General features: G+C 60.8%; 23 protein-coding genes. 13 read left to right on the top strand and 10 right to left on the bottom strand.

Features of this window, described 5'->3' with window-relative positions:
- Positions 1-212 precede the first annotated feature (212 nt).
- Complete coding sequence (locus tag D8U18_RS25350; protein ID WP_056852996.1) at positions 213-542, bottom strand: EscU/YscU/HrcU family type III secretion system export apparatus switch protein; 330 nt, start codon at positions 540-542, stop codon at positions 213-215.
- Positions 539-2,113 (bottom strand): flagellar hook-length control protein FliK, encoded by a 1,575-nt coding sequence (locus D8U18_RS25345; RefSeq protein ID WP_131108840.1) that lies wholly within the window; start codon positions 2,111-2,113, stop codon positions 539-541. The genes D8U18_RS25350 and D8U18_RS25345 overlap by 4 nt, the downstream gene beginning before the upstream one ends.
- A gap of 198 nt (positions 2,114-2,311) precedes the next feature.
- Here D8U18_RS25345 and ccmA point away from each other — a divergent pair, with 198 nt between their 5' ends.
- From ccmA to phnN, 11 genes are all read left to right on the top strand, one after another.
- Positions 2,312-2,947: a cytochrome c biogenesis heme-transporting ATPase CcmA gene (ccmA, locus tag D8U18_RS25340; protein ID WP_131108838.1), complete on the top strand. Its 636-nt coding sequence runs from the start codon at positions 2,312-2,314 to the stop codon at positions 2,945-2,947.
- Positions 2,944-3,612 (top strand): heme exporter protein CcmB, encoded by a 669-nt coding sequence (gene ccmB / locus D8U18_RS25335; RefSeq protein WP_007980754.1) that lies wholly within the window; start codon positions 2,944-2,946, stop codon positions 3,610-3,612. The genes ccmA and ccmB overlap by 4 nt, the downstream gene beginning before the upstream one ends.
- 90 nt (positions 3,613-3,702) lie before the next feature.
- Positions 3,703-4,458 (top strand): heme ABC transporter permease, encoded by a 756-nt coding sequence (locus D8U18_RS25330; RefSeq protein ID WP_056852993.1) that lies wholly within the window; start codon positions 3,703-3,705, stop codon positions 4,456-4,458.
- Entirely contained in the window at positions 4,455-4,631 is a 177-nt protein-coding gene (ccmD, locus tag D8U18_RS25325) for a heme exporter protein CcmD (protein WP_008055370.1), read from the top strand. Before D8U18_RS25330 ends, ccmD begins: the two co-directional genes overlap by 4 nt.
- A complete protein-coding gene (gene ccmE / locus D8U18_RS25320; RefSeq protein WP_131108836.1) occupies positions 4,628-5,083 on the top strand; it encodes a cytochrome c maturation protein CcmE in 456 nt (151 codons plus the stop codon). Before ccmD ends, ccmE begins: the two co-directional genes overlap by 4 nt.
- A gap of 3 nt (positions 5,084-5,086) precedes the next feature.
- Positions 5,087-7,075: a heme lyase CcmF/NrfE family subunit gene (locus D8U18_RS25315; RefSeq protein ID WP_131108834.1), complete on the top strand. Its 1,989-nt coding sequence runs from the start codon at positions 5,087-5,089 to the stop codon at positions 7,073-7,075.
- The gene (locus tag D8U18_RS25310; protein ID WP_131108832.1) at positions 7,072-7,608 is read left to right on the top strand and encodes a DsbE family thiol:disulfide interchange protein; all 537 of its coding nucleotides are present in this window, start codon (positions 7,072-7,074) and stop codon (positions 7,606-7,608) included. Before D8U18_RS25315 ends, D8U18_RS25310 begins: the two co-directional genes overlap by 4 nt.
- The gene (locus tag D8U18_RS25305) at positions 7,605-8,075 is read left to right on the top strand and encodes a cytochrome c-type biogenesis protein (RefSeq protein ID WP_056852989.1); all 471 of its coding nucleotides are present in this window, start codon (positions 7,605-7,607) and stop codon (positions 8,073-8,075) included. The genes D8U18_RS25310 and D8U18_RS25305 overlap by 4 nt, the downstream gene beginning before the upstream one ends.
- Entirely contained in the window at positions 8,072-9,274 is a 1,203-nt protein-coding gene (gene ccmI, locus D8U18_RS25300) for a c-type cytochrome biogenesis protein CcmI (protein WP_131108830.1), read from the top strand. The genes D8U18_RS25305 and ccmI overlap by 4 nt, the downstream gene beginning before the upstream one ends.
- A 13-nt stretch (positions 9,275-9,287) precedes the next feature.
- The gene (locus D8U18_RS25295) at positions 9,288-9,698 is read left to right on the top strand and encodes a hypothetical protein (protein ID WP_056852987.1); all 411 of its coding nucleotides are present in this window, start codon (positions 9,288-9,290) and stop codon (positions 9,696-9,698) included.
- 129 nt (positions 9,699-9,827) lie between these two features.
- Positions 9,828-10,397 (top strand): phosphonate metabolism protein/1,5-bisphosphokinase (PRPP-forming) PhnN, encoded by a 570-nt coding sequence (gene phnN, locus D8U18_RS25290; protein WP_130905236.1) that lies wholly within the window; start codon positions 9,828-9,830, stop codon positions 10,395-10,397.
- Between the two features lie 51 nt (positions 10,398-10,448).
- Here the strand turns inward: phnN and D8U18_RS25285 are convergent, their stop codons facing one another.
- Entirely contained in the window at positions 10,449-11,348 is a 900-nt protein-coding gene (locus D8U18_RS25285) for a LysR family transcriptional regulator (protein ID WP_131108827.1), read from the bottom strand.
- 251 nt (positions 11,349-11,599) lie between these two features.
- Between D8U18_RS25285 and D8U18_RS25280 the strand changes: the two genes are divergently transcribed.
- Positions 11,600-11,812, top strand: a complete 213-nt coding sequence (locus D8U18_RS25280) for a type II toxin-antitoxin system HicA family toxin (RefSeq protein ID WP_131108842.1) — start codon at positions 11,600-11,602, stop codon at positions 11,810-11,812.
- Positions 11,812-12,216 (top strand): type II toxin-antitoxin system HicB family antitoxin, encoded by a 405-nt coding sequence (locus D8U18_RS25275; protein WP_131108826.1) that lies wholly within the window; start codon positions 11,812-11,814, stop codon positions 12,214-12,216. Before D8U18_RS25280 ends, D8U18_RS25275 begins: the two co-directional genes overlap by 1 nt.
- Before the next feature lie 93 nt (positions 12,217-12,309).
- Here D8U18_RS25275 and D8U18_RS25270 read toward each other — a convergent pair whose 3' ends face one another.
- From D8U18_RS25270 to D8U18_RS25240, 7 genes are all read right to left on the bottom strand, one after another.
- Positions 12,310-13,515 carry an MFS transporter gene (locus D8U18_RS25270; RefSeq protein ID WP_131108824.1) on the bottom strand — a complete coding sequence of 402 codons (1,206 nt, stop codon included), beginning with the start codon at positions 13,513-13,515 and terminating at the stop codon, positions 12,310-12,312.
- Between the two features lie 178 nt (positions 13,516-13,693).
- A complete protein-coding gene (locus D8U18_RS25265) occupies positions 13,694-14,689 on the bottom strand; it encodes a sulfate ABC transporter substrate-binding protein (RefSeq protein ID WP_056852982.1) in 996 nt (331 codons plus the stop codon).
- 93 nt (positions 14,690-14,782) lie between these two features.
- Positions 14,783-15,607 (bottom strand): ion transporter, encoded by an 825-nt coding sequence (locus tag D8U18_RS25260; RefSeq protein ID WP_056852981.1) that lies wholly within the window; start codon positions 15,605-15,607, stop codon positions 14,783-14,785.
- A gap of 21 nt (positions 15,608-15,628) precedes the next feature.
- Positions 15,629-16,543 carry an urea transporter gene (locus tag D8U18_RS25255; RefSeq protein ID WP_130908462.1) on the bottom strand — a complete coding sequence of 305 codons (915 nt, stop codon included), beginning with the start codon at positions 16,541-16,543 and terminating at the stop codon, positions 15,629-15,631.
- 187 nt (positions 16,544-16,730) lie between these two features.
- Entirely contained in the window at positions 16,731-18,146 is a 1,416-nt protein-coding gene (gene pyk / locus D8U18_RS25250) for a pyruvate kinase (RefSeq protein ID WP_056852979.1), read from the bottom strand.
- On the bottom strand, positions 18,143-19,417 hold the full coding sequence (locus D8U18_RS25245) for a glycerate kinase (RefSeq protein ID WP_056852978.1): 1,275 nt from the start codon (positions 19,415-19,417) through the stop codon (positions 18,143-18,145). The genes pyk and D8U18_RS25245 overlap by 4 nt, the downstream gene beginning before the upstream one ends.
- Before the next feature lie 157 nt (positions 19,418-19,574).
- Positions 19,575-20,082 (bottom strand): NAD-binding protein (locus tag D8U18_RS25240; RefSeq protein ID WP_153189118.1); only part of this gene is annotated, 508 nt, incomplete at its 5' end.

The following is a 20,082-nucleotide window of genomic DNA, read 5'->3' as shown; positions in this document are numbered from 1 at the left end:
ACCTCTCTCTTTGGACTCAGGGTCAACATACAAGGAGCGAGCCTGCTCGCGATGGACTTCAACGATGACGCGGGCTGTCTGAATAAACGCGGCGCCCTTGAGTCCATCGCGAGCAGGCTCGCTCCTACAGTCGTTCGGTGTCGTTCACAAAATCCTCTGCCGCCACGGATCACTGTAGGAGCCAGCCTGCTGGCGATGGCGTCCCTGAATCCTTAGTAGTCCTCCCCGCGTTCGGTAATGTCCTTCTCGACCATGACCGCATCCGGATCCTGCCCCGCCGGAAACTTGCCTTTGAGATTCCAGGCAAAGGCGATGATCTCGGCAATCGTGCGATACAGCGCTTCCGGAATACTGTCGCCGAGCTCCATCCGCGCCAGCAGTCTCACCAGTTCAGCGTTTTCGTAGATCGGCACTTCATAGTCGCGGGCGATCCGCAGGATTTCTTCCGCCAGTTCTTCGTCGCCCTTGGCTGTGAGGGTAGGGGCGTGGCTGCCGTCGTATTTGAGGGCGATGGCCTGGCGTGGGGCGTTGGGATTGTTCATGCGTTTTCGTCGACCCAGCGTTGTTCGAGGCGGGTTTGTGGGCCTTGGGGCGGTTTGCCGTGGTGGCAATCGAGATCGCCGACGTTCAGGCCGCAATCGAGCATGCGCGCGCGCAATGTCGCCAGATTGCTTTCGATCAGGCTGGCGGTGTATGGCCGTTCGGCCCACAGCTGGCTGGACAGGCTGCCCTTGATCAACTGCGCCTGGACCTGAATCGGCCCCAGCGGCTCCATGTCGAAGGCCAGATCGACCCGCCACAGTTGTTGTTTCGGCTCGCGTTCGTCGCGGCGTTCCTGGGGTTGTTCGCTATCCGGTGCGTCTTCGCGCTGGAACTTGATCTGCAAGGGCACGATGTCCTGCAGATTGCGCATCGGCACTTCCAGCTGCCAGGTGCTCATCAGTCGTCCGTCGTTGGTCACTCCGGTTTGCTCCAGGCTCGATAACTGATGGCTTTGCAGGCGTGAAACCGCTGCCGCGGCGAGGCGCAGCAGGTGTTCGAGATCGTCTTCGCCGTCCGCGCTCTGCAACATCCGTTCGGGCAGTGGAAAACTGGTGGGCGACGGCTTGGCACTGACCTGGCCGAGCATGCCCAGCGCGTTGCGCACGAAACTCGGCATCGCCTGGGCCAGGGTGTTGGCGGCGATGATTGCACCGAGATTGGTACTGGCCGGCAGCCCCGGCGTCAGTTGCGCGATCAGCTTGAGCAAGTCGCCTTTCATGTCGGGTGCCAGTGCCGGGTTCTGGCCGGTCAGCAGTTTCGATTCGAGGAACGCACCGCTACCGGCGAGCGCCAGCGCAAGGCCTTTTGGTGTACTCAGTTGGTGAACGTCCGGCAGGCCGGCCAGCAGCTTGTCTACCGCAGCACGCACGTCACTGGAGGTCTGGTTCGAGGGCGGCAGGTTTTGCAGGAGCTTTAGCAAGCCATCCAGAGAACCCTGACGGCTGGTCTGGCTGACCAGTTGCTGGGTCACCGCCAACTGTTCCTGACGGCTGCTCAGCGGTACGAATTTCAGCGTGTGCGTGTCCTGCACCTGTGCGCTGAGCAAGGTGCCGATGCGCAAGGGTTGCGGGCTGTCGACGCTCAGCGTGCTGCCGCTCAATGCGGTGTTGAGCAGGCTGACCATCGAGCGAAACACCGTCGGTTGGCCGGGCACTTGAGGCAACACCTGGGAGGTCAGCACTTTGCCCTGCAACAGCGTACCGACCGGCAGTTGCGCGGTGTCGATGCGGGTGAGCGTGGCGACGCTGGAAGCAATGGCCTGTTGAACGGTGATCGCCAGATTGCCCGCCGACGGCTGGGTCACGGCCACGCTGGTGCCTTGGGCCAGCGGTTGATTACTGGTGGCCTGGACCGTGGTCTGGCGGCCGCTTTCGAGGGTGACCTTGAGCAACAGTTGAAACGTCTGGTCCGCCTGCTTGAGCGACAGCACTTCAGCCTTGGCGGTCTGGCCCGCCGTGATCAGACCTTCGATGGGCGTCAGCAGCTTGAGCAACTCGCCGCTTACTACCTGTGGGCGCGCAGATGTCGGGGTGATCTGCGGTAGCGGGAGGATGTTCATTTCGCCTGTCATACGCGGTCACAACCTTGGGAAAATGCACTCTTTAGAGTAGGAGCTGGCATGTATAATGCCGCGCAGTTGTATACAGAGTGCCGGAAACATTGCAATTATTTGATCCAGCTCGTTAGTTCGGGCCGCCATTACATTTATCCTGCATCTCTTTAACGGCCGCGCCAGAGCCGACTTGAACCGTATAAGGCCCGTGAACCCTTGACCAGTCCTGTCCTGCAAACCGTTGCCCTTGCCTGTGAGCGAGACCTTCGGCTGCTCTTCGAAAATCTCGATTTGCGACTGGCCAGTGGCGAAATGGTACAGATCAGCGGCCCCAACGGCAGTGGCAAGACCAGCCTGTTGCGTCTGTTATCGGGCCTGATGCAGCCGACGGCCGGTGAGGTTCTGCTCAACGGCCAGCCGTTGAACGAGCAACGCACCGAGCTGGCGCGCAATCTGTTGTGGATCGGCCATGCCGCCGGGATCAAGGACTTGCTGACGCCGGAAGAGAACCTGAGTTGGCTCTGTGCCCTGCATCAACCCGCTTCCCATGAAGCGATCCGGGACGCTTTGGCCGCAGTCGGGCTGCGCGGTTTCGAAGATGTGCCTTGTCACACATTGTCCGCCGGCCAGCAACGCCGCGTTGCCTTGGCGCGTTTGTATCTGGAAAGCCCGCCGCTGTGGATTCTCGACGAACCATTCACGGCCCTCGACAAGCAAGGCGTGGCGCAACTCGAAGAGCACCTGGCTGCGCACTGCGAACGCGGTGGGATGGTGGTGTTGACCACTCACCATACGTTGAGCCGCATGCCGGCCGGTTATCGCGACATCGATCTGGGGAAATGGGCCGTATGAGTGTTTTCGGCCTGTTGGTGGCCCGTGAGGCCCGTCTATTGTTCCGCCGTCCTGCTGAACTGGCCAACCCGTTGGTGTTCTTCGCGATTGTGGTTTCGCTGTTCCCGTTGGCGGTCGGTCCCGAGTCTCAATTGTTGCAAACCTTGTCTCCGGGGTTGGTCTGGGTGGCCGCGCTTTTATCGGTCCTGCTCTCGCTGGACGGGCTTTTCCGCAGTGATTTCGAAGACGGATCCCTAGAACAGTGGGTCCTTTCGCCGCACCCCCTGGCTCTTCTGGTTTTGGCCAAGGTGCTGGCACACTGGGCGTTTTCCGGCCTGGCACTGGTTTTGCTCGCACCCTTGCTGGCGTTGATGCTCGGTTTGCCTGCCGCCTGTCTGCCGGTGTTGCTGCTTTCGTTGTTGCTCGGTACACCGGTGCTGAGCCTGCTCGGAGCGGTGGGCGCAGCGCTGACGGTGGGTTTGAAGCGCGGCGGCCTGTTGCTGGCGTTGCTGATTCTGCCGTTGTACATCCCGGTGTTGATCCTTGGCAGTGGCGCCTTGCAGGCCGCCTTGCAAGGCATGCCGGCGACCGGTTATCTGCTGTGGCTGGGTAGCCTGACCGCCCTGGCGATAACCCTGACACCTTTTGCAATAGCTGCTGGCCTGAAGATCAGCGTCGGCGAATAATAACGAGGCCTGGTCATTTTTTGATCACTTCTTTTGAAGAAAGACAGGCCCTGGCTCTTCACAGTAAAGAGCAACCGTGACGGAAACACTATGAACTGGACGTGGTTTCACAAGCTCGGCTCGCCCAAATGGTTTTACGGCATCAGCGGCAAAATGCTGCCATGGCTGAGTGTCGCGGCGTTGCTGCTGATCGGCGTTGGCGTGGTCTGGGGCCTGGCGTTCGCCCCGCCGGACTACCAGCAGGGCAACAGCTTCCGCATCATTTATATCCACGTTCCGGCCGCCATGCTGGCGCAGTCCATCTACGTGATGCTGGCGGTGTGCGGCGTCGTCGGGCTGGTGTGGAAGATGAAACTGGCCGACGTCGCCCTGCAATGCGCAGCGCCCATCGGTGCCTGGATGACTGCCGTGGCGCTGGTCACCGGGGCGATCTGGGGCAAACCGACCTGGGGCTCGTGGTGGGTCTGGGATGCACGACTTACGTCGATGCTGATCCTGCTTTTCCTGTACTTCGGTCTCATTGCGCTGGGCAACGCCATCAGCAATCGTGACAGTGCGGCCAAGGCCTGCGCGGTGCTGGCGATTGTCGGCGTGATCAATATCCCGATCATCAAATACTCGGTGGAGTGGTGGAACACCCTGCACCAGGGCGCGACTTTCACCCTCACCGAAAAACCGGCGATGCCCGCCGAGATGTGGCTGCCATTGCTGCTGACGGCGCTGGGTTTCTACTGCTTCTTCGGCGCGGTATTGCTACTGCGCATGCGCCTTGAAGTGCTCAAGCGCGAAGCGCGGGCCAGTTGGGTGAAAGCCGAAGTGCAAAGCAGCCTGGAGGTCGCTCGATGAGTTTTGCGTCATTCGGCGATTTCCTCGCCATGGGCCATCACGGCCTGTATGTCTGGTCGGCCTATGGCATTTGCCTGGCAGTGCTGGCCCTCAACGTGGCGGCGCCGATCCTGGCCCGCAAGCGGTATCTGCAACAAGAGGCGCGTCGTCTGCGCCGGGAGAACGGCAAGTGAATCCCCTGCGTAAAAAGCGTCTGATCATCATTCTGGCGATTCTGGTCGGCGTCGGCGCTGCCGTCGGCCTGGCCCTGAGTGCCCTGCAGCAGAACATCAATCTGTTTTACACACCGACCCAGATCGCCAACGGCGAAGCCCCCCAAGACACGCGCATCCGCGCGGGCGGCATGGTCGAGACCGGTTCCTTGCAGCGCTCCGGCGACTCGCTGGATGTAAAGTTCGTCGTCACCGACTTCAACAAATCCGTGACCATCGCTTATCGCGGCATCCTCCCGGACCTGTTCCGCGAAGGGCAGGGCATCGTTGCCCTGGGCAAACTCAATGCCGATGGCGTAGTGGTGGCCGATGAAGTGCTGGCCAAGCACGATGAAAAGTACATGCCGCCGGAAGTGACCAAGGCGTTGAAAGACAGCGGTCAATCGGCTCCAACGCCCGCGAAGGAGGGTTGATCCATGACATCCGGCATCTTCATTCCCGAGCTTGGCCATTTGGCCATGATCCTGGCCCTGTGTTTCGCTCTGGTTCAAGCCGTGGTGCCGTTGATCGGTGCCTGGCGCGGTGACCGTTTCTGGATGAGCCTGGCCCAGCCAGCCGCGTGGGGGCAGTTCGCGTTCTTGCTGTTCGCCTTCGGTTGCTTGACCTACGCCTTCATGGTCGATGACTTCTCCGTGGCCTATGTGGCCAATAACTCCAACAGTGCGTTGCCGTGGTACTACAAGTTCAGCGCGGTGTGGGGCGCCCACGAAGGTTCATTGCTGTTGTGGGCCTTGATCCTCGGTGGCTGGACCTTTGCCGTCTCAGTGTTCTCCCGGCAGCTGCCGCAAGTCATGCTGGCCCGCGTTTTGGCGGTGATGGGCATGATCAGTACCGGTTTCCTGCTGTTCCTGATTCTCACGTCGAACCCGTTCAAGCGCATCCTGCCGCAAGTGCCCGGCGATGGCGCCGACCTTAACCCGTTGCTGCAAGACATCGGCCTGATCGTGCACCCGCCGATGCTGTACATGGGCTATGTCGGTTTCTCCGTGGCCTTCGCTTTCGCCATCGCCGCGTTGATGGGCGGGCGACTCGACGCGGCGTGGGCGCGTTGGTCGCGTCCATGGACCATTGTCGCCTGGGCTTTCCTCGGCATCGGCATCACCCTCGGTTCGTGGTGGGCTTACTACGAACTCGGCTGGGGCGGCTGGTGGTTCTGGGATCCGGTGGAAAACGCCTCGTTCATGCCCTGGCTGGTGGGCACGGCGCTGATTCACTCGCTGGCGGTCACCGAGAAACGCGGCGTGTTCAAGAGCTGGACCGTGCTGCTGGCGATTGCTGCGTTTTCGTTGAGCCTGTTGGGCACTTTCCTCGTGCGTTCCGGTGTGTTGACCTCGGTTCACGCCTTCGCCTCCGACCCGGAACGCGGCGTGTTCATCCTGATCTTCCTGCTGTTTGTGGTCGGCGGTTCGCTGACCCTGTTCGCCTTGCGCGCACCGGTGGTCAAGAGTCAGGTCGGTTTCAACCTGTGGTCCCGGGAAACCTTGCTGCTGGGTAACAACCTGGTGCTGGTGGTGGCGGCGTCGATGATCCTGCTCGGCACGCTGTACCCGTTGATTCTCGATGCCATGACCGGCGCCAAGCTGTCGGTCGGCCCGCCGTACTTCAACGCGCTGTTCATTCCATTGATGGCGTTGCTGATGCTGGTGATGGCGGTCGGCGTGATCGTGCGCTGGAAAGACACCCCGGTGAAATGGCTGGTCAGCATGCTGACCCCGGTGCTGCTCGGCAGTGCCGCGCTGGCGGTGGTGGCCGGCGTTGCCTACGGTGATTTCAACTGGGCAGTGCTGGCGACCTTCATGCTCGCCGCCTGGGTGTTGCTGGCCGGCGTGCGTGACATCTTCGACAAGACGCGCCACAAAGGCCTGATCAAAGGCCTGCCAACCCTGACCCGCAGCTATTGGGGCATGCAGGTGGCGCACCTGGGGATTGCCGTGTGTGCGCTGGGTGTGGTGTTGTCGAGCCAGAACAGTGCCGAACGCGACCTGCGCCTGGCGCCGGGTGAATCGATGGACCTGGGCGGTTACCAGTTCGTGTTCGAAGGCGCCAAGCACTTTGAAGGTCCGAACTTCACGTCCGACAAGGGCACCGTACGGGTGATCCGCGATGGCAAGGAAATCAGCGTGCTGCATCCGGAAAAACGCCTCTACACCGTGCAGAACTCGGTAATGACCGAAGCCGGGATCGACGCCGGTTTCACCCGTGACCTTTACGTCGCACTGGGCGAGCCGCTGGGCGATGGCGCCTGGGCGGTGCGCGTGCACGTCAAACCGTTCGTGCGCTGGATCTGGTTCGGTGGCTTGCTCACGGGCCTGGGCGGGTTGCTGGCGGCGCTGGATCGGCGTTATCGCGTCAAGGTCAAAAGCCGCGTGCGTGAAGCACTGGGCATATCGGGAGCCACTGCATGAAGCGTTGGTTAATGTTGTTGCCGCTGGCGATTTTTCTGCTGGTGGCGGTGTTCCTCTATCGCGGTCTGTACCTGGACCCGGCCGAGCTGCCTTCGGCCATGATCGGCAAGCCGTTCCCGGAGTTTTCCCTGCCAGCGGTGCAGGGCGATAAAACCCTGACCCGCGCCGACATTCTGGGCAAGCCGGCGCTGGTCAACGTCTGGGGCACCTGGTGCATTTCCTGCCGGGTCGAGCACCCGGTGCTGAACAAACTGGCCGAGAAGGGCGTGGTGATCTACGGCATCAACTACAAGGACGTCAACGCCGATGCCTTGAAGTGGCTGGCGGAATTCCACAACCCGTACCAACTGGACATCCGCGACGACGCCGGCACCCTGGGCCTGAACCTCGGTGTTTACGGCGCTCCGGAAACCTTCTTCATCGACGCCAAGGGCATCATCCGCGTCAAGTTCGTCGGCGTGATCGACGAGCAAGTCTGGCGTGAAAAACTGGCGGCCAAGTATCAGGCGCTGGTCGACGAGGCCAAGCCATGAAGCGCTGGATCGCCGCCGTTGTCCTGGGCCTGAGCATGGCCGGTGTGGCCCATGCCGCCATCGACACCTACGAGTTCGCCAAGGAAGGCGACCGCGAGCGTTTTCGCGAACTGACCAAGGAGTTGCGTTGCCCCAAGTGCCAGAACCAGGACATTGCCGATTCCAACGCACCGATCGCCGCTGACTTGCGCAAAGAAATTTTCCGCATGCTTGGCGAGGGCAAGGACAACCAGCAGATCATCGACTTCATGGTCGATCGCTACGGTGATTTCGTCCGTTACAAACCCGCCCTCAACGCCAAGACCGCCTTGCTCTGGTTCGGCCCTGCCGGCCTGCTGCTGGGTGGTTTGGTGATCATCGCGGTGATTGTCCGCCGTCGTCGTGTGCAACGCGCCGATACCCCGGACTCGCTTTCTGCCGAGGAGCGCAAGCGCCTCGATCAACTGTTGGATAAAAACCAAGAATGATTGATTTCTGGCTCGCTGCAGGTCTGCTCCTACTGGTGGCCCTGAGTTTTCTGCTGATCCCCATTCTGCGCAGTCGTCGCGCCCAGCTTGAAGAGGATCGTACCGCCCTGAACGTGGCGCTGTATCAGGAGCGCGTGGCTGAGTTGCAGACTCAGCAGGAAGAGGGCGTACTCGACGCCGCGCAGATGGATGCCGGCCGCGCCGAAGCAGCCCGTGAATTACTCGCCGACACCGAGGGCGTTGCCGCGCCGCGTGTCTCGCGTCTGGGCAAACCGGCACCGCTGTTGGCGGCGATCCTGGTCCCCGTGCTGGGCTTGGCTTTGTACCTGCATTTCGGTGCCAGCGACAAAGTCGAGTTGACCCGGGAATTCTCCCAGGCACCGAAGTCGATGGAAGAAATGACCCAGCGTCTGGAGCGTGCAGTCGCGGCACAGCCAGACTCTGCTGAGGCGCTGTATTTCCTTGGCCGTACGTATATGACTCAGGATCGTCCGGCCGATGCAGCGAAAATTTTCGAGCGCACTGTGAACCTGGCCGGACGTCAGCCCGAATTGTTGGGGCAGTGGGCGCAGGCCTTGTACTTCGCGGATGGCAAGCAGTGGTCGGACAAGATCCAGGCGTTGACTGACGAAGCGTTGAAAGCCGATCCGAAAGAAGTCACCAGTCTCGGATTGTTGGGCATCGCGGCGTTCGAAGGCGAGCGTTACCAGCAAGCGATCGATTACTGGAATCGCCTGCTGGAGCAATTGCCTGCGGACGATAAATCGCGGATCGCGCTGCAAGGCGGAATTACCCGCGCCACCGAGAAACTGGTCGCCAGCGGTGGTCAGGTGGCCAAGGCGCCAGCGGCCAAGGCATCGGCATTGCTCAAGGTCAGTGTCGATCTGGCTCCGGAGCTCAAGGCCAAGGTGCAGCCCGGTGACAGCGTGTTCATCTTCGCCCGCGCCACCTCCGGCCCACCCGCGCCATTGGCAGCCAAGCGCCTGACCGTGGCCGACCTGCCGGCAACCGTCGAACTGGGCGATGCCGACGCAATGATGCCGCAGTTGAAACTGTCGAACTTCCCTGAAGTCCAACTGGTTGCGCGCATCTCCCGCGCCGGCCAACCAACGGCTGGCGAGTGGATCGGTCGCAGCCAGCCACTGTCCAGCAGCACCACCGCGCCGCAAAAACTGACCATCGACAGCCCGGACAAATAACAGGAATGCAAACATGACCGCCATCGCTCGAATTACCCTGCTCAGCGTTGTTTTAGGGCTGAGCGCTTGTGCGGTTCAACGGCCTCCGATGGAGCAGCCGGCGCCGTCACGGATTCCGCCGTCGCAGCCAAGTACCAAGCCTGCACCGACTACCGTGCCGAGCAAACCGACGACGCCGGCCAAGCCAGCCAAACCGTTGCCTCGCACTTCCGCCAGTTTCGCGCCGCCGCCCGGGGGCAACAGTCACTGGGATCCCAAGCTTGGGGTTTATGTGCTGGATGATCAGCCCAATACTTTTTATCGCCAGCGAACCTATTACCGCTGGGATAATGGCTGGAGCCGTTCGATCAGTCCGAAGGGGCCTTGGGAGGAAACGGATATTCATGGGGTGCCGGGTGGTTTGGGCCGGCAGTTCGGGCAATGATGCAAAAGGCGACCGTCAAGGTCGCCTTTTTTTGGCCGTTGAAACCGTTGCGCCATCGTCGAACAATGCACGGTCAGGACCGTTTGCCAGTGGCCTTACCAATAAACGACCAATGCCGAGGGTATGTTGATGTCAGGCAGGTTGATCTATCTCATCGGACCTTCCGGTTCGGGCAAGGACAGCCTGTTGGATGCTGCGCGCGCGCGGCTGGCCGAACGTGGCTGCCGCATCGTTCGACGCGTGATCACACGTTCGGCCGAAGCGCTGGGTGAAGCGGCGCTGGGCGTCAGCACGCAGCAGTTCGCCGAGATGGAAGCACAGGGTGCGTTTGCCTTGAGCTGGCATGCCAATGGCCTCTCGTATGGCATCCCGCGGGAAATCGACGATTGGCTGGCCGCTGGCAATGACGTGCTGGTCAACGGCTCGCGCGGGCACTTGCAGAACGCTCGCGCGCGTTATCCGAACATGCACGTGGTGCTGCTGACCGTGGACCAAACCGTGTTGCGTGCACGTTTGTTGGCCCGAGGGCGCGAATCCGTGGCGGAAATCGATGCGCGACTGGCGCGCAATGCCCGTTTCAACAAGCGTGTCCTTGCCGACAACGACCCGACCTTGCGGATACTCGACAATTCCGGAGCCTTGGAAAATACAGTGACGCGCTTGCTTGAATGCATTGATGAGCAATCCGCATGGGCATGATGCTGGCGGCCGGGTCTACCTCGGTTGAATTTCGGTAAAAGCTTCGCCCCGTCATCGATGGGCACTGGCCTGTGTCATCAACAATCCCTGCACATATTCCACAAACGCCCGCGCCTTGGCGCTGGCCATTCTGCCGGTGGGGAACACGGCCCACAGGTCCTGATTGGGCAAGCTCCATTCGTGCATGACTTCACGGACCGCGCCGCTGGCCAGCTCCGGCGCGAACATCCACTGCGACGCCATGGTCAGCCCTTGATGGGACAGTACGGCCGCACGCAATCCTTCGGCGGCGCTGATGCGCAGGCGGCCATTGATGATCACCGATTGCTCCTCTCCAGCCTTTTTGAACAGCCAGTTGGCACTGCCGCCCAGGGTGTAGACGATTGCCTGATGATTGCACAGGTCTGATGGACAGGTGGGTTCAGGGTGTTTTTCGAAGTACGCCGGTGTACCCAGCACGACACGCCGACATTCGGCGATCTTGCGCGCGGTGAGCCCCGAGTCGCTCAAGGTGCCCATTCGCAGAGCGACATCAACGCCTTCTTCCACCAGATTGACGTTGCGATCATCGAGCATCAGGTCAATGTTCAGTTCCGGGTTCTGCTCAAGAAATGGCCCAAGGTACGGCACGATATGTATTCGGCCGAACGTCACCGCAGTGCAGACACGCAGATTGCCAGTCAGCCCGCGGGCCGCACCGCGGGCGGCGGCCTCTGCCTCGTCGGCTTCTTCGAGGGCGCGTTTGGCCCGCTCGAAGAATGCCAGCCCGGCCTCGGTGGGCGCCAGGCCCCGGGTGGAACGCAACAACAGTCGCACCGCCAGCCGCGATTCGAGTTGCGCGATGATTTTTGACACGGCGGGCTGACCGACATTCAGGCGTCTGGCCGCTGCGGAAAACGACCCGGTTTCCACCACATAGACAAAGGTTTCCATTGCGCCCAGGCGATCCATCGGTAGTCCTTTTAGAGATTCAATGCACAAGCGAACCTGCTGGCGATAGTCGCCTATCGGTCAGGCCCTGGTCATTGAGTGTAATCGGGGCAGGCTTTGGCGTAACCGGCCACGCCGCTTTCTGCCGGAAAGGAAGAAGCGTCGGATAACACACTTTGTAAAACAGCCGAGCGTCGCGTCTGGCGTATTTGTGCTTGAGTAAAGATAACTCTAGGGTTACTTTTTATTGGGCCGAAGCAAGGAGGCGGGTGCTGCAGAGCAGGCTATTGATCAAGGAAATGATGGAGGCGGGTTGGACACTGGATCGGGTCACTGGCAGTCATCACATCTTCACTCACCGTTACAACCCATACACGATTCCCGTTCCCCATCCGAAAAAGGCTTTACCCCTGGGAACGGTCAAGAGCATCAGGAGGCGAGCCGGGCTGTACTGCCCGCCAGCCAGTTACGCAGGAGATCCATAATGCAATATCCAATCTGTATCGAATGGGGCGACGAGAACACTGCCATCGGTATTCAGATCCCCGACATTCCCGGTGCGGTCACGGCCGGGGATACCTTTGAAGATGCTTACAACGCTGCTGTTGAAATTGCCCACATCATGCTGCAGGAAATAGCCGCAGACGGAGAAACGATTCCGATGCCGACTTCAGCGGCGGTGCATCGTGCCAATCCGGAATTCGCCGACATGGGCTGGGGCATGCTGGAGCTGGACATCTCGCCTTACATGGGCAAAACCGAGAAGGTCAATGTCACCTTGCCCGGCTATGTGATCCAGCGTATCGACCGCTATGTGCGTGAGCACAATGTCAAAAGCCGCTCGTCATTTCTGGCGGATGCGGCGCTGGAGAAGCTGGTTCGGCAATAAGTATTTTCAACTACACGGCAATCGAGAGCAGGCTCGCTCCCTCAGTGTTCACCCATGACTTGTGGGCGCGAGCCTGCTCTGGATGTTCTGAAACTAAGCCGTCGCCAACGCGACTTTCTGCGAAACACACAGAAACCGCACCAGCGCCAACAACGGAAACGCACTGCCGACAATCACAATCCACAACCAGCCTCCGTGTTCGTACACCGGGCTGGCCACCGAAGAGCCGAATGCGCCGCCGATGAAGATGCTGGTCATGTACAACGCATTCAGGCGACTGCGGCTTTTTGCATCGAGGGCGTAGACCGCGCGCTGGCCGAGGACCATGTTCATCTGTACGCAGAAATCCAGCAGCACCCCGGTCACGGCGAGGCCGATGACGCTGTAGATCGGGTGGATGAACGCGGGCAAAAAGCTCAGGCTGGCGAACAGCAACGCCAACAGCGAAGCAATGCGAGTATGCCCGGCGTCGGCGAGACGACCAGCGATGGGCGCGGCGATGGCGCCGATGGCTCCAACCAGGGCGAAGATCGCGATCTGGCTTTGCGACAGTCCATGGTTGCGCGCCAGTTCCAGCGGCACGGCAGTCCAGAACAGGCTGAACGTGGCGAACATGCAACCCTGATAAAACGCTCGTTGACGCAACACCGGCTGCCGACGCAACAGCGTCCACAACGAACCCAGCAGTTGGCCGTAGGACGCGCTGTGATCAGGCTGGCGCTTGGGAATGGTCACCGCCAGGACAATGCTGATCGCGGCCATCAAGATCGCCGCGATCACGAACATCGCTCGCCAGCCGAAATGGTCGGCGACGACACTGGAAACCGGTCGGGCCAGCAAAATCCCCAGCAGCAAACCACCCATGATCCCGCCGACCACGCGCCCGCGAGACTCTTCCGGCGCCAGATGCGCGGCCAGTGGAATCAGGATCTGCACCGACACCGAACTGAACCCCACCAGCAGCGAAATCAGCAAAAACACGTTCGGCTGATCGGTGAACGCCGCGCCCAGCAGGCTGGCAATCGCTATCAGTGTGGTGATGATCATCAGCCGGCGATTTTCCAGGAGATCGCCCAAGGGCACCAGGAAAAACAGGCCCAACGCATAGCCGATCTGGGTCAGCGAAACGATCAGGCTGGCCATGGTGTTGGTCAGGCCGATGTCTGGAGCAATCAGGCCGATGATCGGTTGGGCATAGTAGATGTTGGCGACAATGGCGCCGCAACAGAAGGCGAACAGCAGCACCATGCCTCGGGTCATTGTCGCGGTGCCGTGAGGCACCTGGGTCGCGGGTTTCATAATGTGTCTCTTAGTACAGAGGGGATGCGCGCAGGGTAAGGGCCTGGCCGAAACGGCGGAAGAGGGATTGCAGTGATAGTAGTCATTCCATTGCGGAATGAGAGACGGGCTTGCGTTCTATAAAAGGCAAAAAGGCGACCTGCCAAGGTCGCCTTTTTTTGGGGCCCGAACTCAGGGTTTACGGAGCATAAATCTGGTCGAAAACACCGCCATCATTGAAGTGGGTTTTCTGCACGGTGCGCCAGTCACCGAAGGTCTTTTCCACCGACAGGAAGTCGACTTTCGGGAAGCGGTCGGTGTATTTGGCCAGCACGGCCGGGTCGCGCGGACGCAGGTAGTTGGCCGCCGCGATTTCCTGGCCTTGCGGCGACCACAGGTATTTCAGGTATTCCTCGGCAGCGGCGCGGGTGCCTTTCTTGTCGACGGTTTTGTCGACCACGGACACCGGTGGCTCGGCTTCAGCGGAGACGCTTGGGTAGATCACTTCGAACTGGTCGCGGCCGAATTCGCGGGCGATCATTTCCGCTTCGTTTTCAAAGGTCACCAGCACGTCGCCGATCTGGTTGGTCATGAACGTCGTCGTAGCGGCGCGGCCACCGGTGTCCAGTACAGGCGCTTGCTTGAACAGCTTGCCGACGAAGTCTTTGGCCTTGTTTTCGTCGCCGCCGTTTTTCAGCACATAGCCCCACGCCGACAGGTAGGTGTAGCGACCGTTACCGGAAGTTTTCGGGTTCGGCACGATGACTTGCACGCCATCCTTGAGCAAGTCCGGCCAGTCTTTCAGGGCTTTCGGGTTGCCCTTGCGCACGATGAACACCGTGGCTGAAGTGAACGGTGCACTGTTGTTCGGCAGGCGGGTGACCCAGTTGTCCGGCACCAGTTTGCCGTTGTCCGCCAGGGCGTTGATGTCGGTGGCCATGTTCATGGTGATCACGTCAGCCGGCAAACCATCGATGACTGAGCGCGCCTGTTTGCTGGAACCGCCGAACGACATTTGCAGAGTGATGTTTTCGTTGTGCTCGGCTTGCCAGTGCTTCTGGAACGCAGTGTTGTAGTCCTTGTAGAAATCGCGCATCACGTCGTAGGAAACGTTGAGCAGGGTCGGTGCAGCCTGAGCCACGCTAGACAGGGCCAGGCCAGCCGCCAGGAATGAAGCGCCAAAGAGTTTTTTCACTGCGAATTCCTTGTTCTATTAAAAATGAGAGGCAATTTGCCAGCGACTATAGCCGGGCTCGCATAGGCCTTTAAAGATTAAAAAGCACTTTGCTTATTCCATTTTTTTGAACAGCGCGTTACCACAACGGGAGCAGAAGGCGGCACCGTGTTCGTGGCTGTTTTTCCGGCACACCGGGCAATCATGTTGCAGCTGTTCGCCGCGCATGGCGTTGGCCAATTCGGCGGTAAAAATCCCGGTGGGCACGGCAATGATCGAGTAACCGGTGATCATCACCAGCGACGAAACCACCTGGCCCAGCGGGGTTTTCGGCACGATGTCACCGAACCCCACGGTGGTCAGGGTCACGATCGCCCAATAGATGCCTTTGGGAATGCTGGTAAAGCCATGTTCCGGACCTTCGATCACGTACATCAGCGTGCCGAACACCGTCACCAGTGTGCAGACACTGACCAGAAACACCACGATCTTCTGCTTGCTGCCACGCAACGCCGACATCAAGTAGTTGGCTTGCTTGAGGTAAGGACTGAGCTTGAGCACGCGGAAGATCCGCAGCATCCGAATGATCCGGATGATCAGCAGGTACTGCGCATCGGCGTAATACAGCGCGAGGATCCCGGGCACGATCGCCAGCAGATCCACCAGCCCGTAAAAACTGAAGGCATAGCGCAAAGGCTTGGGTGAGCAGTACAGGCGCAGGATGTATTCGCCGAGGAAAATGACCGTAAAACCCCACTCGATATAGGCAAGTACATCGGCGTAGTTTTTGTGAATGCTGTCGATGCTGTCGAGCATCACGACCACCAGGCTGGCGAGGATGATCAACAGCAGAATGCCGTCGAAACGCCGGCCGGCCTTGGTGTCGCTCTGGAAAATCATGACGTAAAGGTCTTCACGCCAATTTTTGCTGCTGTTCATGGAAAACGCCTGACTCGATGATCAGCGCAGCCTAGGTTGATTCTCCTCCAGAGTGCAAGGCGTATGGGGGACAGTGGCCTTGGCAAATATTTGCGCAACACTGCCAACCAGCCAGCAGGCAAGGATGAATGGCGCGGTCAGCGTCGGCATGCCGGCGGCGGCAAACATCGGTGTCAGCAGCAGCGCCAGCCCGATGCCGACCAGCGGCAGCCACGGGTGCTGGCGTTGCGAGCTGAGGGCGAGGGCGGCGAGTACGGCGTTGTATCCACCGAGGCCGAGCAACGCATTGTAGAAATCATGATTCAACATGCTCCAGCCCATGCCCGCGACAGAGGCCAGCAATGCCCAACAGAACGCACGGCGATCAGCGATCAGCAATCCGGCTGCAATCATCGCACCGGCCAGCGGATGACCGAGGAACATCACCTGGCCAATGCCTTTGAGCGGTGCGGCCAGCATGTTCAGCGGGCTGACTTCGATCAAGTGCGCTGTTGTCGACGGTGTCGCGAAACACAGCAGCAGCCAGCCCAGCACGACGAAGGGCGTGGTGTAGGCGGGCAGGTATTGGCTGAGTCGCACGCGCTTGATCCACTGTTGCGTGATCATTGCGCTCAGGCCTCCAGCGGCCAGAATCAGCGGCGGCATCAGCGCCGACCAAGGGAAATACAGGCTCAGCAGCAGACCGAGCAGCACGCCGTTGTAGCTGAACAACCCGGCCTGGCGATCAGCTTTGGCATAGTTGCGGCGTTGCGCGGTGAGCAAACCGGCGACGCCGCCAAGCATTGCTCCGCCAAGCAGGGCCGGGGCGGTGAACAGGATGGCTGAAAGAATCAGCAAACCGCACAGCGGATTGCGCTGGAGGAAAATCTGGCTGAAGCCGTTGAGCAAGGCTTCGGCCCAGTCGGGGCAGTGGGTATTGAAGTGATTGGCAGGCATGATGAAGTCTAGGGCAGTGGGAAAAACCAAGGTCTTGCACGAACTTTGTGGCGAGGGAGCTCGCTCCCGCTGGGCTGCGAAGCAGCCCAAACTCGCTCAATGCGGTTTCTCTGTGGAACCCGTCATCAAAGCGACGACTGCTGCGCAGCCGAGCGGGAGCGAGCTCCCGCGCCACAGGCGTTGATCTTTAAATCAATGTTTCGATGCGCAAGGAGTTAGTCGACCCCGGCTGCCCAAACGGCACACCCGCAGTGATCAACAACGTGTCGCCGCGCTGCGCCATTCCTTGGGCCTGGGCGATCTCCAGGGCTGTTGAGCAGACTTCATCGACCTGACGCAGGCGATCGTTGACTACCGAGTGCACACCCCAGGCCACGGTCAGGCGACGAGCGGTTTGCAGGTTCGGTGTCAGGTTGAGGATCGGCACGGTCGGCCGTTCACGCGCAGCGCGCAAACTCGAAGTGCCCGACTCGCTGTAATTCACCAATACCGCCACCGGCAATACGTTGCTGATCCGGCGGATCGCGCAACTGATGGCATCGGAAACCGTGGCCTCGGCTTTCGGGCGGCTGACGTCGAGTTGTGCCTGATAGTCAGGGCCGTTTTCCACTTGGCGGATGATCTTGCTCATCATCTGCACGGCTTCGAGCGGGTATTCGCCAGACGCCGTTTCCGCCGACAGCATCACCGCGTCCGCACCTTCGGCTACGGCGTTGGCCACGTCGGTAACCTCGGCGCGGGTCGGGGCCGGTGAGAAGCGCATCGACTCCAGCATTTGCGTGGCCACCACCACCGGTTTACCGAGTTCGCGGCAGGTGCTGATGATGTTTTTCTGGATCTGCGGCACGCTTTCCGCCGGGACTTCCACGCCCAGGTCGCCGCGCGCGACCATGATCGCGTCGCTCAACTCGGCGATTTCCCGCAGTTGTTCAACCGCCGAGGGTTTCTCGATCTTGGCCATCAGGAACGCTTTATCGCCGATCAGTGTACGGGCTTCGCGGATGTCGTCCGGGCGCTGTACGAACGACAGCGCCACCCAGTCCACACCCAACTCCAGGCCGAAACTCAGATCGCGACGATCCTTGGCGGTCAGCGGACTCAGGTCGAGCACTGCTTGCGGCACGTTCACCCCTTTGCGATCCGACAGTTCGCCGCCATTGAGTACCGTGGTGTCGATGGCGTCGGCGTACTTGGTGACCACCCGCAGGCGCAGCTTGCCGTCGTCCAGCAGCAGGTCCATGCCCGGCTCCAGCGCCGCAATGATCTCCGGATGTGGCAGGTTGACCCGGCGCTCATCGCCCGGCGTGGTATCCAGGTCCAGGCGCAGGGCCTGGCCGCGCACCAGTTGCACCTTGCCCTCGGCGAACTTGCCGACCCGCAGTTTCGGGCCTTGCAGGTCCATCAGGATCCCCAGCGGGTAATTCAACTGGCGCTCGACCTCGCGGATCCACTGGTAGCGCTGGGCATGGTCGGCGTGATCGCCGTGGCTGAAGTTCAGGCGGAAGATGTTGACCCCCGCCAGCACCAACTCGCGGATGTCGTCGATACCGTCGATGGCCGGGCCGAGGGTGGCGAGGATTTTGACCTTTTTATCAGGCGTCATGATGTTGGGCTCTCGAGGATCAGGATGGCGCGGAAGTCGTTGACATTGGTACGGGTCGGCTCGGTGACGATCAATGCGTCGAGCGCCTCGAAGTAGCCATAGCCATTGTTGTTGTCCAACTCGTCGCTGGCGCTCAAGCCAAGGGCGGCGGCGCGGGCGTAGCTGTCGGGGGTCATGATGGCGCCGGCGTTGTCTTCGGAACCATCGATGCCATCGGTGTCACCGGCCAGCGCGTAGACGCCGGGCAGGCCTTTGAGGCTGTCGGTCAGGCTGAGCAGGAACTCGGCGTTGCGTCCGCCACGGCCGTTGCCGCGCACGGTGACGGTGGTTTCGCCGCCGGAAAGAATCACGCAGGGCGCCGCCAGCGGTTGGCCGTGCAGGACGATTTGCCGGGCGATGCCGGCGTGGACCTTCGCCACGTCTCGGGATTCACCTTCCAGGTCGCCGAGGATCAGCGGGCTGAAGCCGGCCTGACGGCATTTCACGGCCGCCGCTTCCAGTGACTGCTGCGGGCGGGCGATCAACTGGAAATGACTGCGGGCCAGGCTCGGATCGCCAGGCTTGACCGTTTCCGACTCCGGGCTTTGCAGCCAGGTGCGCACCGAGGCCGGTACTTCGATGTGGTAGCGCTTGAGGATCGCCAGCGCTTCGGCGGACGTACTCGGGTCGGCCACGGTAGGGCCGGAGGCGATGACCGTGGCGAGGTCGCCCGGCACATCGGAAATCGCGTAGGTATAAACAGTGGCCGGCCAGCAGGCTTTGCCCAGCCGTCCACCTTTGATCGCCGAGAGGTGCTTGCGCACGCAGTTCATCTCGCCAATGGTCGCGCCAGACTTGAGCAGGGCTTTGTTGATCGATTGCTTGTCGGCCAGGGTGATGCCCTCGGCCGGCAGTGCCAACAGGGCTGAGCCGCCACCGGAGAGCAGGAAGATCACCCGGTCGGTTTCCGTCAGGTTGCTGACCAGTTCGAATACGCGCTTGGCCACGGCTTGACCGGCCGCGTCAGGCACGGGGTGTGCGGCTTCGACCACTTCGATTTTTTCGCAGGGGGCGCCGTGACCGTAACGGGTCACCACCAGACCGGAGACTTCACCCTGCCAGCAGCGCTCGACCACCTGGGCCATGGCGGCTGCGGCTTTACCGGCACCGATGACGATCACTCGACCACTGCGGTCGGCAGGCAAATGAGCTTCGAGGACTTGCTGCGGATGCGCCGCGTCGATGGCTGTGGCAAACAGCTCGCGCAGCAGTTGTTGCGGATCGACCGACATGGCGGGCTCCCAATCTTATTGTTCTTGGTTAATGCTGATGATCGTTCCCACGCTCTGCGTGGGAATGCCTCAATGGACGCTCTGCGTCCGCTTTGGGACGCAGAGCGTCCCGGGCTGCATTCCCACGCAGAGCGTGGGAACGAGCGGCGGGGCAGGATTAGTTCTTATCGCGAATCGAGAAATTCGCCATGTGTTCCAGGCCCTTGATCAGCGCCGAGTGGTCCCAGTTGCTGCCACCGATGGCCGCGCAGGTGCTGAACACTTGCTGGGCGTTGGCGGTGTTCGGCAGGTTGATGTTCAGTTCCTTGGCACCTTGCAGGGCCAGGTTCAGGTCCTTCTGGTGCAGGCTGATGCGGAAGCCTGGATCGAAGGTGCCCTTGATCATGCGCTCGCCGTGCACTTCGAGGATCTTCGACGAAGCGAAACCGCCCATCAGTGCTTCACGCACCTTGGCTGGGTCGGCACCGTTCTTCGCCGCGAACAGCAGGGCTTCGGCCACTGCCTGGATGTTCAGCGCAACGATGATCTGGTTTGCCACTTTCGCGGTCTGACCGTCGCCGTTACCACCAACCAGGGTGATGTTCTTGCCCATTGCCTGGAACAGCGGCAAGGCGCGTTCGAAGGCATCGGCATCGCCGCCGACCATGATGCTCAGGGTCGCAGCC

Origin of the sequence: Pseudomonas sp. Sample_10 (assembly GCF_004321495.1) — a bacterium.
Taxonomy (GTDB): domain Bacteria; phylum Pseudomonadota; class Gammaproteobacteria; order Pseudomonadales; family Pseudomonadaceae; genus Aquipseudomonas.
The sequence above is the reverse complement of the archived record's forward strand: the minus strand, read 5'-3'. Positions and strand labels throughout refer to the sequence as shown.